The 13,697-nt window shown below is 67.3% G+C and carries 18 protein-coding genes; 10 read left to right on the top strand and 8 right to left on the bottom strand.

Annotation, left to right across the window (positions count from 1 at the left end; genetic code table 11):
- The first annotated feature begins 2 nt into the window (after positions 1-2).
- Together J4709_RS43640 and J4709_RS43645 are read left to right on the top strand one after the other, a co-directional pair.
- A complete protein-coding gene (locus tag J4709_RS43640; protein WP_208251011.1) occupies positions 3-3,077 on the top strand; it encodes a type I restriction endonuclease subunit R in 3,075 nt (1,024 codons plus the stop codon).
- 192 nt (positions 3,078-3,269) lie between these two features.
- The gene (locus J4709_RS43645; protein WP_208251012.1) at positions 3,270-3,650 is read left to right on the top strand and encodes an NUDIX hydrolase; all 381 of its coding nucleotides are present in this window, start codon (positions 3,270-3,272) and stop codon (positions 3,648-3,650) included.
- Between the two features lie 65 nt (positions 3,651-3,715).
- On the opposite strand, the gene J4709_RS43650 is transcribed toward J4709_RS43645, so the two are convergent.
- Positions 3,716-4,201, bottom strand: coding sequence for a GNAT family N-acetyltransferase (locus tag J4709_RS43650; RefSeq protein ID WP_208251013.1), 486 nt, complete (start codon positions 4,199-4,201; stop codon positions 3,716-3,718).
- A gap of 198 nt (positions 4,202-4,399) precedes the next feature.
- Between J4709_RS43650 and J4709_RS43655 the strand changes: the two genes are divergently transcribed.
- A complete protein-coding gene (locus J4709_RS43655; protein WP_208251014.1) occupies positions 4,400-4,675 on the top strand; it encodes a hypothetical protein in 276 nt (91 codons plus the stop codon).
- 330 nt (positions 4,676-5,005) lie between these two features.
- Positions 5,006-5,272, top strand: coding sequence for a hypothetical protein (locus tag J4709_RS43660; RefSeq protein WP_208251016.1), 267 nt, complete (start codon positions 5,006-5,008; stop codon positions 5,270-5,272).
- 4 nt (positions 5,273-5,276) lie between these two features.
- Here J4709_RS43660 and J4709_RS43665 read toward each other — a convergent pair whose 3' ends face one another.
- The 4 genes from J4709_RS43665 to J4709_RS43680 all read right to left on the bottom strand — a co-directional run bounded on the left by J4709_RS43665 (position 5,277) and on the right by J4709_RS43680 (position 7,484).
- Positions 5,277-5,909, bottom strand: a complete 633-nt coding sequence (locus tag J4709_RS43665) for a hypothetical protein (RefSeq protein WP_208251017.1) — start codon at positions 5,907-5,909, stop codon at positions 5,277-5,279.
- 80 nt (positions 5,910-5,989) lie between these two features.
- Positions 5,990-6,742, bottom strand: a complete 753-nt coding sequence (locus J4709_RS43670) for a hypothetical protein (RefSeq protein WP_208251019.1) — start codon at positions 6,740-6,742, stop codon at positions 5,990-5,992.
- A 67-nt stretch (positions 6,743-6,809) separates the two neighbouring features.
- Positions 6,810-7,172 carry a hypothetical protein gene (locus J4709_RS43675; RefSeq protein ID WP_208251021.1) on the bottom strand — a complete coding sequence of 121 codons (363 nt, stop codon included), beginning with the start codon at positions 7,170-7,172 and terminating at the stop codon, positions 6,810-6,812.
- 66 nt (positions 7,173-7,238) lie between these two features.
- A complete protein-coding gene (locus tag J4709_RS43680) occupies positions 7,239-7,484 on the bottom strand; it encodes a hypothetical protein (protein WP_208251022.1) in 246 nt (81 codons plus the stop codon).
- A 294-nt stretch (positions 7,485-7,778) separates the two neighbouring features.
- Here J4709_RS43680 and J4709_RS43685 point away from each other — a divergent pair, with 294 nt between their 5' ends.
- From J4709_RS43685 to J4709_RS43700, 4 genes are all read left to right on the top strand, one after another.
- Positions 7,779-7,982, top strand: coding sequence for a hypothetical protein (locus J4709_RS43685; protein ID WP_208251025.1), 204 nt, complete (start codon positions 7,779-7,781; stop codon positions 7,980-7,982).
- 68 nt (positions 7,983-8,050) lie between these two features.
- Complete coding sequence (locus J4709_RS43690; protein ID WP_208251027.1) at positions 8,051-8,257, top strand: hypothetical protein; 207 nt, start codon at positions 8,051-8,053, stop codon at positions 8,255-8,257.
- Positions 8,258-8,334: 77 nt separating this feature from the next.
- Positions 8,335-8,715, top strand: coding sequence for a hypothetical protein (locus J4709_RS43695; protein WP_208251029.1), 381 nt, complete (start codon positions 8,335-8,337; stop codon positions 8,713-8,715).
- A gap of 58 nt (positions 8,716-8,773) precedes the next feature.
- Positions 8,774-9,049: a WhiB family transcriptional regulator gene (locus tag J4709_RS43700; protein WP_208251031.1), complete on the top strand. Its 276-nt coding sequence runs from the start codon at positions 8,774-8,776 to the stop codon at positions 9,047-9,049.
- 120 nt (positions 9,050-9,169) lie between these two features.
- On the opposite strand, the gene J4709_RS43705 is transcribed toward J4709_RS43700, so the two are convergent.
- The 3 genes from J4709_RS43705 to J4709_RS43715 all read right to left on the bottom strand — a co-directional run bounded on the left by J4709_RS43705 (position 9,170) and on the right by J4709_RS43715 (position 11,958).
- On the bottom strand, positions 9,170-10,000 hold the full coding sequence (locus J4709_RS43705; protein WP_208251033.1) for a hypothetical protein: 831 nt from the start codon (positions 9,998-10,000) through the stop codon (positions 9,170-9,172).
- A gap of 90 nt (positions 10,001-10,090) precedes the next feature.
- Entirely contained in the window at positions 10,091-11,437 is a 1,347-nt protein-coding gene (locus J4709_RS43710; RefSeq protein WP_208251035.1) for a NucA/NucB deoxyribonuclease domain-containing protein, read from the bottom strand.
- A gap of 5 nt (positions 11,438-11,442) precedes the next feature.
- Positions 11,443-11,958, bottom strand: coding sequence for a peptidase inhibitor family I36 protein (locus J4709_RS43715; RefSeq protein WP_208251037.1), 516 nt, complete (start codon positions 11,956-11,958; stop codon positions 11,443-11,445).
- 507 nt (positions 11,959-12,465) lie between these two features.
- On the opposite strand from J4709_RS43715, the gene J4709_RS43720 reads away from it, so the two are divergent.
- Both J4709_RS43720 and J4709_RS43725 read left to right on the top strand, forming a co-directional pair.
- Positions 12,466-13,041, top strand: coding sequence for a methyltransferase domain-containing protein (locus tag J4709_RS43720; RefSeq protein ID WP_208251038.1), 576 nt, complete (start codon positions 12,466-12,468; stop codon positions 13,039-13,041).
- 132 nt (positions 13,042-13,173) lie between these two features.
- Positions 13,174-13,383, top strand: coding sequence for a hypothetical protein (locus J4709_RS43725; RefSeq protein ID WP_208251039.1), 210 nt, complete (start codon positions 13,174-13,176; stop codon positions 13,381-13,383).
- The last annotated feature ends 314 nt before the right edge of the window (positions 13,384-13,697 follow it).

Here is a 13,697-nt window from a genome sequence, read left to right on the forward strand (position 1 = left end):
CCGTGGCGAAGGGCATCCAGGAGCGCGAGTTCCAGAACCTGATGATCCAGTGGTCCCTCCCGATGGGTTGGCGTTTCACAGAGGGCAGACGCCTGCCGCGGGAGACGACCCAGGCGGTGGTCTACGGCCAGCTGCGCGACGCCATCGTTCGGCTCAACCCCGGGGTGATCGACGGGTTTGATCCGGACGCGGTAGTCGAAGAGATCATCGCAACGGTCAACGCCGTCGAAGGCGGACTGGTACGGGCCAACGAGCAGGTGCTGCACCTGCTGCGGGGACGCAAGGAGTTCCGGGACGCCGACGGCGTTTGGCACCCCCTGATGGTCATCGACTTCGAGCACCCGGCCGTCAACACGCTGATCGTCTCTGACGAGGTGACCATCACCGTCCCCGGGAAGACTTCCCGCCGGTTCGACCTGGTGTACTGGGTCAACGGGCTGCCCTTGGTAGTAGTCGAGGTAAAATCTCCGACCTCGAAGTCCGGATGGGTCGACGCCGCACGCGAGATCAACGACGTGTACGCCACGGAGTACCCGTGGTTCTTCACCCCCAATGTCTTCGCCGTCGCCTCCGACGGGCTGAAACTGCGGTTCGGCGCCGCCGGCGCGCCTACGAACCTGTGGCAGCCGTTCCGATCCACCGCCGACGACGAGAACCTGTCCGGGCAGAACGACGTGCATCGCTCCGTCGAACTGCTACTGAACCCGGCGACCGTCCTGGACATGCTCGCCAACTTCGCTCTCTTCAACACCTCTGGGGGCGGGGCAGACAAGAAGTACCTGCCTCGCTATCCACAGATGGAGGCCGCGCACCTGATCCACGAGCGGGTCCTGGACGGCGGTGCGAAGGGGCTGATCTGGCACCACCAAGGGTCGGGCAAGACGCTGCTCATGGTGTTCGCCGCCTCACTGCTGCTGGCCGACACCCGCACCGAATCACCCACGATAATCCTGCTGTCGGACCGGACCCAGCTCGTCCGGCAGACCTCCGGGGTGTTCACCTCCGCGATGGGAGACGCCTACTTCCACCAGCCCACCACCAGCCAGGAGTTGCGTTCCCTGCTGGCCGATGATGTGCGCGGCGTCATTTCCACGACCGTCCACAAGTTCGCCAACGCCGGCAAGAACCTGTCGCGCCGAGACAACATCATCGTGATGGTCGACGAGGCTCACCGCACCCAGTCCTCCCGGTCAGACTCCCTAGCCGGGCAGATGCGGGCAGCGTTGCCGCGCGCGAAGTTCTTCGGCATGACCGGCACACCCGTCAGGAACCTCGCCACCGACACCTTCGCTCTGTTCGGTGCGGAGAGCGACCCGGGCCGGGTACTGCACCGGTACTCGGTGTCGCGGTCCCTGCTGGACGGGGCCACCGTCCCCGTCATGTTGGCTCCCCACCCGGTCTCCTTCATCGTCGACGACCAGGCGTTGCAGCAAGAGTTCGACCAGTTCGCCGACGAGTTCGACCTCGACGACCCCGATCGCGAGACCTTGTCCCGCAAGTTCGGGCGCCTCACCTCGGTGTTCTCCAACCCTGAGCGCATCCACGCGGTCTGCCAGGACATCGTTAATCACTACCTGGCTGGCGCCTACCGCAACGGCCTCAAGGCCCAAGTTGTCACCTACAACCGTGAGCTGGCAGTCGCCTACACCGACAAGCTCAACGAGCTTCTGACCGGGTTCGAGGCATCGCAGGTGCTCGCTGAGGTCGGCAAGCACGACCGCATCGCCGCCGAGGTGAACGTCTCCGTCTCGAACTCCAAGGGAGAAGACCCTGCCATGCGGCCGTTCCGGCTGTCGGAGGCCGAGGAGGAAGAGCAGAAGCGGCGGTTCCTCACCCCGGACGACCCACTGTGCTTCCTTGTGGTGACCGCGAAGCTGATGACCGGGTTCGACGCCCCCAACGAGGGCGTCCTCTACCTGGACAAGCCACTGAAAGCCCACAACCTGTTCCAGACGATCACCCGCACTAACCGCACCTGGATATCTCCGAGCGGGTTCGTGAAGACCTCCGGCGTAGTCGTGGACTACATCGGCCTAGCCGAGGAGGTCCAGCGGGCCGTTGTCGACCCCAGCTCGCCGGAAGCGGCCGGGAAGGGCGGCGGGTTCGTCACCAACCTGTCCGAACTTGTCGCCGAGTTCCGCGCCACCTTCGCCCGCATCGAAGACCTCTTCGCGGACGTGGACGACCTGGACCTCGCCGTCCACGGATACGAGTCAGTGCGCGCGATGAACGTCTTCCTGGACGCCAATCCCGAGGTCGCCGAGGTGTTCAGCAGGGACTACCGGCTCCTGGCGCGCCTGTACCCACTCGTCAGCACCGACAAGCGGGTCGCCAAGTATCAGGACGGCTTCGCGCTGTTCGGGTCGGTGTACACGACCCTGTTCAAGAGGTCCTCCGACGAAGAGCGCAAAGAACGGCTGGCCGAGTTGGGGCCGATGGTCCTGGAGATCATCAACGCCCACGTCCACTCCTTCTCCGCGGTCGCCGTCAAGGAGGAATCCCTCGTCCTGGATGCCCAGGGCATCGCCATCCTCAAGGAACTGATGGCCATCGTCCGCCCTGGCGGCAAGGACGACGGCGCGGACAAAACGCCACCATCCGCGGCGGAGATCCTGGACCGCATCAAGGCCGCACTCGACAAGGGCGTCGAACCGGAGTCGGTGAAGTACACCGCTCTCGCGGAACGGATCAAGCTGCTGCGGGACCGGATCATCCAGGACGCCCAGGACGCTTTGGACTTCCTGTCCGAAGCGCTCCGGATCGCTCGCGCCATCGTGGACGCCGGAAAGCGCCCCGACGAAGCCGTCGTGCTGGACGACGACCACGTGGGCGTCCTGTCGCGGATCATCCACGACCACGCACCGTCCGGGCTCACGGTCACCGAGAGGAACCTGGCCGAGGAGATCGACCAGGTGGTCACCAGCACCCTCGCCAGGTCGTGGGACAACGCCGACGCCCGCAACCGAGGCGTCCGCCGCGCCACCGCCGCGGTCTTCCGCCGGTACATGCTCAAGCCGGTAGGCGAACCATACGACTCCACTGTCGCCTACATCGAAGCTCACTACCTCGTGGACTGACGAACGTGCCGAGGCCCTGCAACCGGTGGCGGCTGCCAGGCCTCGGCACGCAACGCGCAGCACGATTTACTCCGTGCGCCAGCGGAACCGCTGATCCCGGCGTTAGCCTGACCGCCATATGAGCCCAGCCGCCGCCCCACCCCCGTACACCTCGATCGTGGACGCTCTGCTGGTCCTGGTCCGCGACGTAACGTGCTGCTCGCCCAGCGCTCAGGCACCGGTTACGCCGACGGGTGGTGGAACCTGCCCTCGGGCAAGCTGGAGGCCGACGAGACGGTCGCAGAAGCAGCGATCCGCGAGGGTTTCGAGGAGATCGGTGTCGAGCTCGCCGAGGGGGACCTGGAGTTCGTCCACCTGATCCACTACCGCAACCACCTCGGCGACGCCCGCCTGGGTGTGTTCTTCGCCGTGAAGCACTGGAAGGGCGAGCCCTACAACGCCGAGCCGCACAAGTGCTCCGCTGTTGAGTGGTTCCCGCTCGACGACTTCCCGGCCAACACCTATCCGTACACCGTCGAGGGACTGGCCGCCTACCGCCGCGGCGTGCCGTTCAACGCGGTCGGCTGGCGCTGACCCCCGTCCCCCGAGCTGGACGGCCCGGCCAGGACCGGTGCCGGGGTCGCGCCGGACGCCGATGCTCACTGCACCGGGTCCGCACGCTGGAGCAGCATCCCCATGTAGTACTCGTCGACGGGCTCGCCGTCCACGCGCAACGAGGAACGGCGCAGCCCCTCCACCTCGAACCCGCACGCTGCGTACAGCCGCAAGGCGACGTGGTTGTGGGTCATCGTCGATAGTTCCAGCCGCCACATACCGCGCCGCCGCGCCTCGGCGATCGCCGCGTCCAGCAGGCCACGGCCGATCCCTCGCCCATGGTGGGAGGCCCGGACTCCAAGCACGATGGCGCCTCGGCCTCGGGCACGCCGCCACGGCAACGCGCGGACGTCGATGACACCGACGAGTTGCCCGCCCTCATCCGCGACGAACCGGTACGAGGCGTCTTGGAGTTCGCGGTCGCGTTCACCTGGCTCAGCGAGCATGAACGCCGTGTCGCCGTCTAGGGCCCGGCGCAGCTCGGCGAGCGCGTCGGCTTCTACATCGCCGGACAACCGGATCGTCGCCATGCCCCCAGCATGCCGGGACGCGGCGGCGCCATGGCGGAAATCAGCTCGGCCGCAGGCGTTGATGTATGCCTGCGTCGTTCGACGGCCAACGCCAGTTCACGCGGTGACCTAGACAGGCCAGTTCCATGCCGCGAGGTGCGCGGACGCCTCGCCGACCAGTACAACTTCACTGCAACACACCGAACTCGCGGGGGCAGCATGCTCAAACGTCTCGTCATCACCACGGCCGCAGCCGGGCTTCTGGCCACCGGCCTCGCCGCAGCGCCGGCGGACGCCGCCACCGGCGCGCCGACCATGACCGCGGCTCGCTGCCACGCCCACAAGGCGTCGGGCCACTCCTACTGGACGTGCATCACGCCGGGCTCGTACTGCCCGGCCGCGGCCCACAAGCGGTACGGCTACGCCTACAAGACCGGCAAGCGTTACCGGTGCGTGAAGTACTCCAACGGCCGGTGGCGTTGGAAGCGCGCCTAACCCATGCGGACGACAGGGCCCCTCGCCTCTGAACTACGGAAGGAGGACGAGGGGCTCTGTGCTTTCTGGGCGCTGTTGGCCTGAGACCAGTCTCAGCAACAAAACGCGCACGCGTGAGGCACTCCACGGGCCGAGACGTTCGGCCGCGCTGGATCAGGGCCATGTCGAGTCGGCGGCGTTTCGGTCCGCGCTCGCGCCTGCTGCCGGTCCCTCCGGCCGGGGGGAACTGGAGGGGAGTAGCCGGATCCGGTCGCCTCGTGATCCGGTCGCCTCGTAACCCGATCGTTCGCACGTGGCGTCTTCATGTCCACCAGCGAGACGAGGAGACCGATGGCCCCGACAACGGACCTGCCCGACGATGTGCAAGCAGAGGCGCGGCGACGCCGTGCACGGTGGTTGGGGCTGCTGGCCGCGTTGCTGGTCACCGCGCTCGTCCTGAGCGGCGGCCAGCAGTATCCGCTGGCGCGTGTCCTGGCGGCCGCGGCCGTTCTGTGGGCGGTGGTCGGCCTGGCGTGGGTGAACATGCCCGCCAGGGACTTCCGGAAGACCGAGGCGCGCATGCGCGCCGAGGAACACATCCGAGCCCGCCAGGAGTAGATGTCTACGAGCGACGCCGCGCCTTCGACCACAGCTCTGCCTCGTCGTCGGGCTGCTCGTAGTCGAAGAGTGCCGGGTGTGTCGCCAGCTCGCGCGTCCACTCCAGCACGCGCGGCAGGAGCAGGTCGGGGCCGTAGGTGAGGTAGGTGCCGTCAGCGCTGCTCGCGCCGAGGTATTGGGAGTACCGCAGGCGCCGCCGGGAGTTGACGCGGCCGACGTGGACCGGCTTGCCGTGGTCGAGGGCGACGCGGACCAGTTCAGCGGCGGCCGTGCTCATCTTCCACTGCGTGGTCCCGGCCAGGAAGAGGACGTCGAACATCTCCCACAGATCCGAGGAGTGGTCCCACTCCATCCCGTTCTGGGCGCACAGCGCAGCGGGGAACCCCATGGCCCGGATCTCCTCCAGCCACGGCCGGGAGCGGGCCAGGGTCGCGAGGTGGTCGCCGACGACGTCTGGTGCCGTGACCCACAGGGCGCGGTCGGCGTGCGGGGCGAGGCTGCCCAGCCACCGTCGGTACGCCTGGTCGCCGGGGTAGGAGCCGCCGTAGACGGCGTTGTCGGCGGCGAACAGGCAGCCGTCCGGGAGCTGGTTGCCGGCCGCGGGCGACAGGATCGCTGCGATCTGTCCGCGCCGCATCGCCTGCCTGATCGCGGGAGTGGACGGCGGGGACAGGTACAGAGGGCTGTTCCAGTCCACCGCCGCCCACGGGTTGGGCTCTACGCGGCGGGGTCGATGTCGACCTCGTCCGCCGGGGACACGTCCACTTCCTCCTCCTGTGCGGGAGGGTCCACGTCTTCGGTCTCCTCGTGCGCGGGTTCGGACTCAAGTGCCGGGTCCGGCTCGGGCTCGGGCTCGGGCTCGGGAGCCGGTTCGGGGCCGGCGGGGGGCTCGTCGGTTCCACCGCCCTCTGCGGGGGCGCCCTCGCTGTCGCCCTGGTCCTCGCTTTCGCCGTGGCTGTCGTCCTCGCCACCGGCCGCGTCGTCGGTCATGTCGTCCGCCAGCTCGTCGGACAGGTCGGGGATGTGCTTTTCGATCCCCGCCTCCCGGAGCAGGTCATCGGCGAACCGCTCGTTGAGCCAGGAGTCCTCGACCTCGTCGTCGTAGCGCGCGAGCTTGGGCACCAGGAGCGCCCACTCCTCGTCGGTCAGCTCCCGCTCGATGTGCGCGTCGAACCAGGGCCGGTTCAGGAACGACACAGCGAGCTGCCGGGAGTTCGCCAGGTCCCTGATCAGGGCCGGGGTGTCGTCGCCGTACAGGGCGGCGGCGATCCGCGCGATGATCAGGTGGCGGCCCCACTGCCCGGTCACCTCCTTGGCGGTCATGCCCGCCTTGAGCTTGGCGTGCGATGCCTTGGCGAGCAGCGCCAGCGCGTCGCGGGCCTTGTCGGCGTCGCCCGGCTTGTCGTCGGGCAGCAGCAGGCGTGCGAGGTCGTTCACCGCGTGGGCTTCTCCCACGGTCGTGATCGCCATGGATTTCTCCTCTTGAGTTATGAGAAACAGGGCGGGGAGCGCCGGTGACGCTCCCCGCCGATCAGGGTCAGCGCTGGTGCTCGACGGGGACGCACCAGTTCAGGGCCGCCGCCCAGCAGGCGGCGACGAGCTGCTTCAGGTACTGCGCCTGGCAGTCCTCCAGCGCGGCGCTTTCCAGGGATCGCCGCGCTTCGACCTCGGCCGCCATGACCGATCCGATGAACTCCATCTCCAGGCGCGCGTCGAGCGGCGCGATGTGGATTCGGTGGTGCAGGTCCTCCGCCTGCTCGGCGGCCTTCGCGAGGATCTGCTCGGCGTCGTGCTCTGCCGGGATGGTCTCGCGCAGGCTGTTGAGGAAGAGGTACGCCCAGCAGGAACGGTCGTCCAGCGACCTCGGCCCGGGCGGCAGCGTGGTCAGGTTGACGGTCATGCCTCTCCAAAGCGGCCGGGGCCGCGGCCCGCCCCTCGGGGGGCGGGCCGCTTGGCCGGGGAAGGGTCACGACGCGACCAGGTGGTCGAGGGCGTCCCGGACGGGCGGGTGCACCAGGGGCCGCGTGCGCAGCTCGGCCGACTGGCCGAGCTGGTGCACGAGTTCGGCGAACCACTCGATTGCCATCTCCGGCGGGAGCCGGCTGATCTGGATCACCCGGCACAGGGCCTCGATCGCGGAGATGTCCTTGGACCGGAACTGCTTCGCGAGCGAGAGCAGTGCCTTCCGGTCGCGCCTGCGGTTGCGGCTCATCCCGACTCCTTTCGGCTTGTTGTGCTGACATGAGGACTCTAAGGGCCCACTGGACAGACTGTCAACACATTGACTTAAGTTGCTGGGAAATGCCCAGTCACCGGGCCCGGAGAGATGGGGGCAGGGCTGGACTGACAGGGCCGCACAGGGCCGCACAGGGGCGCACAGGGCCGCACGGGGCCCGCCAGACAGGGCCCCGATAGGGCAGGCCCCAAACTTTGGTCATGGTGTTGACATGCCTGCCGTGGGCATCTAGAGTTTTACATGTCAGCACAACAAACCGAAGGGGCAGGGATGCGGCTCAAGACCGCCCGCCTGGAGTACTGGGCCGGCACGAAGGAGTACGTCTTCACCGACGAGCACGGTGACGTCGACGTCATCACCGGTGAACCGGACATCCGCCGCCACCTGACCGAGCTCTACGGCGCGGCCAAGGCCGACGGCTGGCTCCTCCTCGCCCACGCGATGGGGCCCGCCGGAGCCGTGGTGTTCCTGTAGCTCCCCCTCCCGTCCCCGGACCACGCGGGTCCGGGGACGCCCCCCTTCACCCCTGCAAGGAGGCGACGATGCGCGCTGCGCACAGCCCGTTCCGCACCATCCGCACCGCCCAGATCAACGACCCCGCCTACCTCGCGCGGCTGTTCACGATCGCCGAGTACGGCGGCCGCGTCCTGTGGGACCCGGTCTACAAGACCCACTTCTGCCTGGCGTGCCTGAAGGACGTCCCGGCCGACCACATCCACGAGGGCATCAGCACCTGCTGCCTGGCCTAGGACATCGCCGACACGCGGCTTGGCCCTGGCTCGCAGGGCCAGGGCCAAGCCGCCCAGGCCCGAAGGAGAACCTCACCATGAGCGCGACGGTCGAAGCGTCTGTCCTCTACGGCTACGACCTGGGCGGCGCCGCCGACTGGCTCGTCACGGGGCCGAGTCCGATCCTCAGGCTCATGAACGAAGAGTTCCACAAGTACGTGACACAGCAGGCGCGTCGCGCTGGCACCACGCTGCACGAACTCGGCATCACGCTCGTCGAGTACGGGGACACCGCGGTCGACCCGCGGTGGGGGCTGGCCGCCAGCAAACAGTTCACCGCCTACGACCACGCTGCCGTGGACCTGTCGTTCATCACCGAACCACGCCCCCCGTCCTGGGACACCTCCCTGGCCAAGGCGCTCCACCTCACACCGACGCAGCAGAGCCCGACCTGGCTCGTCGCCGCTGCCTGCATCTGACCTCATCCGGTGGCCCGGCACCGACGCGCCGGGCCACCGCCACCCAGGAGACGCTTCCATGCTCATCAAGCCCGACACCCCCGCCCCGCCCTGCTCAGACGACCCCGAACTCTGGTTCGTCGACGACGGCACCATCGGCCACGCCCGCGTGAAGCCCGAGCTCCTCGCCGAAATGATCCAGGAGGCCAAGGACGGTTGCGCCGTCTGCGACCTGCGGGAGAAGTGCCTGGACTACGCTCTCGCTCGCAACGAGTACGGGATCTGGGGCGGAACGACCTGGGACGAGCGGCGGCGGCTGCGCCGCCGTACCCGCCGCCCTTCGCACGTCGCCTGACGCCCGACAACACTCTGTCGCCCCGCCTGTCGACAACGCAGGCGGGGCCTTCCTCAGTTCACACTCAGTATTCCGGCAAACCAGAGTCGAGCGGCGCCTGGCTTTCGAGTACGCAGCGACTCACTGACCGTAGACCCGTCCCGCTGGGAGGCGATGGCCGATCGCCGACACGATGAGGTCACGGACATGCCGCAGGGCCTCGGCGTCCGATGGGGTGGGCGCCAGACCGCTGTGATGTTCCAGAACGGCGATGGCAACTTTCCACTGCCGGGGTGTCAACGCCACCTGCTCCACACCTCCAGCACCCGCGTGCACGGTTATGGAGTCACGGATCCGGTCGCAGTCCTCGACGATATCGTCGATGTCCCCGTTCTGGATTTCCATGATCGCCATCTGCTCGACCTCAGTGCGGACGATGCTCGCCTGGTCCGGAGTCATCGCCACCTCCAAGATCTCGCTGGTGGCGCGGTCAGGCCGTTCGATGGGCTGACCGTCGCGGTCGAGTTGGTAGATCCACATCGGTTTCGCTGGCGCCGGCCAGAGCCGCAGCAGATGCCGTTGCCGTCGGACGTCAAGGTAGCGGGCGTACAAGCGCATGCGGTAACTACCCGCCCCGCCGTCTAGATCACGAGCCAGCAGTTGCGTACCGTCGGCAGCTAGGATCCTTAGCCGCCTCGTTAGGAGCGTAACGGACATCTCGACGACCTCCGCGAACCGTCGGTCGCCGGCGATACGTAACGGAGCTTCGCTGGCCCACTCTTCGACGGTGATGTCGACATCCCGAGTGGTGGTACCTGTATCAACGAACACGTCTCCCTCGAATAGATCGAAGGTGCCAAAGCTCCGCATCGCTCTGTTGGGAGGTTCGGGAACGATGTCCTGTGTCGAGATCCGGTACCACTCATCCCCGGCGATCTGCGCGGTGGCATCAACTGCGGCGATCGGGTGCACGGGCCTCTCCTTCCTGTCAAGGAAGCGGCCAGGGTACCCCCTTGGTACTGAGGAGGCACCCTGGCCGCCGTGGGGCCTAGCGCGGGCAGCCTAGTAGGTGCTGCACTGCTTCACGGCCGGGATTTTGCTGGCTTCCGGTGCGTTGAGCACCCACACCCAGTACGGGTCGCCCTGAATGTACTGCCCTCCTTCGTTCAGTGAAGGCAGGATACGGTTCGCCTTGTACAGCGTGTTGTCCAGCGCCTGGCCGTGCGCACGGTTCTGTTCCTCCGGCAGGAAGGCGCACGAGTACCGCGGGTTCTTGCCGCCGCCTTCCTCGCTGGAGGCGTAGGGCCATTCGTCGCATTGCATTCCTGCTGGCCGCTTCGCCAAGATCGCCTTTGTGCAGATCGAGTCGTGGTTCGCCCTCTGCGTGACTGGGTCCGTCCTATGCAGCGGGTGACCGAATTGAATGTGTCCGTAGTGGTTGAGGTTGTCGCGAACGACCTCGCCGTACAGATCGTTCTTCACGACCTCCCGGTAGTCTCCGTATTTCGGATCGACGTCCTTGTAGTCGATGTAGAAGGTTGCGGCGGAGGCGGTGCCCATGTAGTAGACGCAGCCTTCCCCTCCGATGTAGGTCTCGCTGTCGCAACGCACGTTGAACGGGTCGTTCGCAGGCGATGGAGGGGTGAGGGTGGTTCCGTTGCTCACGACGAGCGACAGTTTGATCTGCGGGTTGGAGTACTGGATGCTGTCGCCAGGGGCCGAGGATGGGATAGAGGTGGCCAGTTCGTAGTAGGTGTAGATGCCCGGCCCGATCGCCTTCGTGACCGGGTTGGGGATCTTGCACTGGTTCGTCGAGCAGGCGAGCTGGGCCTTGTAGGAGGGGCCCGTCTCGACTAGGTCTGGGGATATCCAGATCGGCGTTATGCCGACCTGCATGAGCCAGGTGGGGTTCTTTGGGCTGAGCGTGGCCCAGACATCCGTCCGGACCTCTCCCTCGACGGTCGCGGTACCGTCCTGCACGATCTCGATACGCCTGACCGTTTCGTAGCAGGCGTGGAACCGGTCGTAGTTGGTCTGCCCCGGCTTCTGCGAACACAGCGCCTGCGGCGGGGCGGGGTCACCGGCTCTGCGCTCGACGTGCGGCGTAGGGGTCTGACGCGCCTGCTTCGGGTCGATCGTTCTCAAGCACAGGCTGGCCATGCGCCCCTTGAACCGGATGGAGTCGCAGTCCTGCTTCCTGAGCGGCACTCCTCGCTGAAGCCGGTCCAGGTAGCCCTTCGTCGCCGCCGGATCGCTTGGATCACGGTGAGCCGATGTCGGGTCCGATGGGCTGACAGACGACTTGGACGGACCGTTCTGCGGCTGACTGCTGGGGCTCGGGGTAAACGCGGTCAAAGTGAGCGACAGCGCGCTCACTGCAGCCGCGACGAGCACGGGGAGACGTTTCATCAACGTCACCCACAGAACGTTTCGAACGCGTCGGCCTTGTTGTCGGCGTTACCGGTGGAGGTGGACTCCCCGCCCGGATTCTCCGTCCACAGGGTGGTCGGCGGTGCCGTGGCCTGGTCATAGACCAGCACGGTGTTCTTGGAGTAGTTCTGCCACGAGGACGTGGAGTTGCCGAACCCGTAGTCGGTGAGGTACTGCCACAGGCCGTTCGCGCCGCAGTCCTTGAACGTGAGTTTGCGGCCCCCGTAGTTGGTGTACTGGAAGAAGCAGTACGAGCCCGAGGCGCACACACCGGCGGCGGCGCCGGCGGCCGGGATGGTCAGGACGACGCCGTCGCTGAAGGTGACGGTTCCCGGGCCGGTCTGGTGGGCGCCGGGGTGGCTGGCGGTGATCTGGTTGACCTGCTGCTGCACGTCCGCCTGCGGACCGCTGGTGGTGGCCTGTGCGGGAGCTGCGAACGCGGCGGCCATGGTCGCGACACCGGCGATGGTCGCGGCTTGGACGAGGTGGCGGGTTTTCATGCATTCCCCTTGGTGGGCGAACGCTCCGCGATTCCTGTATCGAACAGAGCGGCGAAGATGATCTCCGCGCCTTGGAAGCTAGGTCAACCCTCCCGCAGCCAACAAGGGAGCGACCAAGTAAAGATCATTTTACTGTGCCTCGACCTGCGCTGACAAGATCAGGCCATGAGGCCGCGTAAACCGAGCCAGTCAGCAAAGAGTCCTCTTCTTCCCGCGCTGGCAGTAGATTCGGGTCAGCAATGAGTGATGTTTCGGCTCGCCGCATTTACCGGCGAGATGGGGAGACTCATCGATCGAGCGGAAAGCCGCAGAATGGCCAGGCCGTCTATCGGTCAGTTCAAACAGCAGCCGAATGGGAGGAACCACCTGCATGGTTCGTGCCGCTTGAAGCACAGACCGTGCCGATCGGCTGGCACGCCCTTCACTGGAACACGCTAGGGAGGACGCGCTGACCAACTACGAATGATTTCGCTGGGATGGCCTGTGGAGATGTGCGACGATGCGATCATGCCAGTTGGCAAGTCGCCCCTCGCGCTGTACGACCAGACCGTCATCCGCCGGCCCGCGGCGACCGTCGATCCCGCCTGGATCGCGCGGACCGCGCCCGGCGGTCACATCAGCGTGCCGATCCGGACCGGCTACCACCCGGCTGTCCCGCTCACGCTCACGGTCCAGCACAACGGCGTCGCGTCGGGCCGGTTCTCGCCGCTGCCCATCAGCGCCCTTCCATGGGAGCCCGGCTGCCCATGCGGTCTCGGCCCAGCCGACGACGCCGCGTTCTTCGTCGGGCTGACACTGCCCGACATTCGGCGTTTCCTGCTGCACGACGGCGCATCCGGCACGCATGCGCTGTGGCTCACGAGCCCGGACGGTTCCTGGGCTGAGGTCACCCGTCCGCATGGCGTCGCGCCGCGGATCCTGCAGGGCGGCGACCGGCGGCTGTGGGACGAGGTCATGCAGGCGTGGCGACGGTGGGAGCGTCTCGGCCGGCCGCGTTCCGAGCAGCTCGGCGTCACGGTCACCCCGTCGGCGCGGTGGTCGTGGGCACACGAGTCGACGATGCCGATCGCTTCCCTACGCTGAACCGTTGATGCGGCGAAGCAACGTCTTCGAGTTGCGCAACAACTGAGCTGCGTGCAACATATCGCGCAGCGGGCGAACTGTGCCCGCTGCGCTGAACGGAGACGCACCCTGACGACCCGCCCCAGCCACCTGGTGACCGCCGCCCGCGCCGCCGAGCACTTCGGCCGCGCCGAGGGCACCATCCGGTGCTGGGCGAACAGGTACCACGCACGGCGGCTAGGGAAGATCGGCCGCACGGTCTACTACGACCTGCGCGACCTCGCCGTCATCGAGCGACAGATCCGCAACGGCCACCCGGTGCCCGACACCTGGCAGGCCCGCGCAGACCTCATCTCCAACTAGGCCACGACAGCCCGAGCGGAGAACGGCGCCTTGACGACAGCGGCCGCACGCCTCGGGTTCGAGCCGGCACGCCCATAGGGCACCGCTGGCAGCGCCGGCCGAAGGGGCCCCGTCCATGCGAGGGGAACGGGTCCCCTTCGGTCCGGCGACCGCAGAGAAGCAAAGCAGCTCCCCACCTCTCACGTGCCCGCCCGTGCCTGTCCGCCGGTGCTTGCCTGCCGGTCCCTGTCCGCCCGTGCCTGTCCGCCGGTGCTTGCCTGCCGGTCCCTGTCCGCCCGTGCCTGTCCGCCGGTGCTTGCCTGCCGGTCCCTGTC

Origin of the sequence: Actinomadura violacea, from assembly GCF_017573465.1 — a bacterium.
GTDB lineage: Bacteria > Actinomycetota > Actinomycetes > Streptosporangiales > Streptosporangiaceae > Spirillospora > Spirillospora violacea.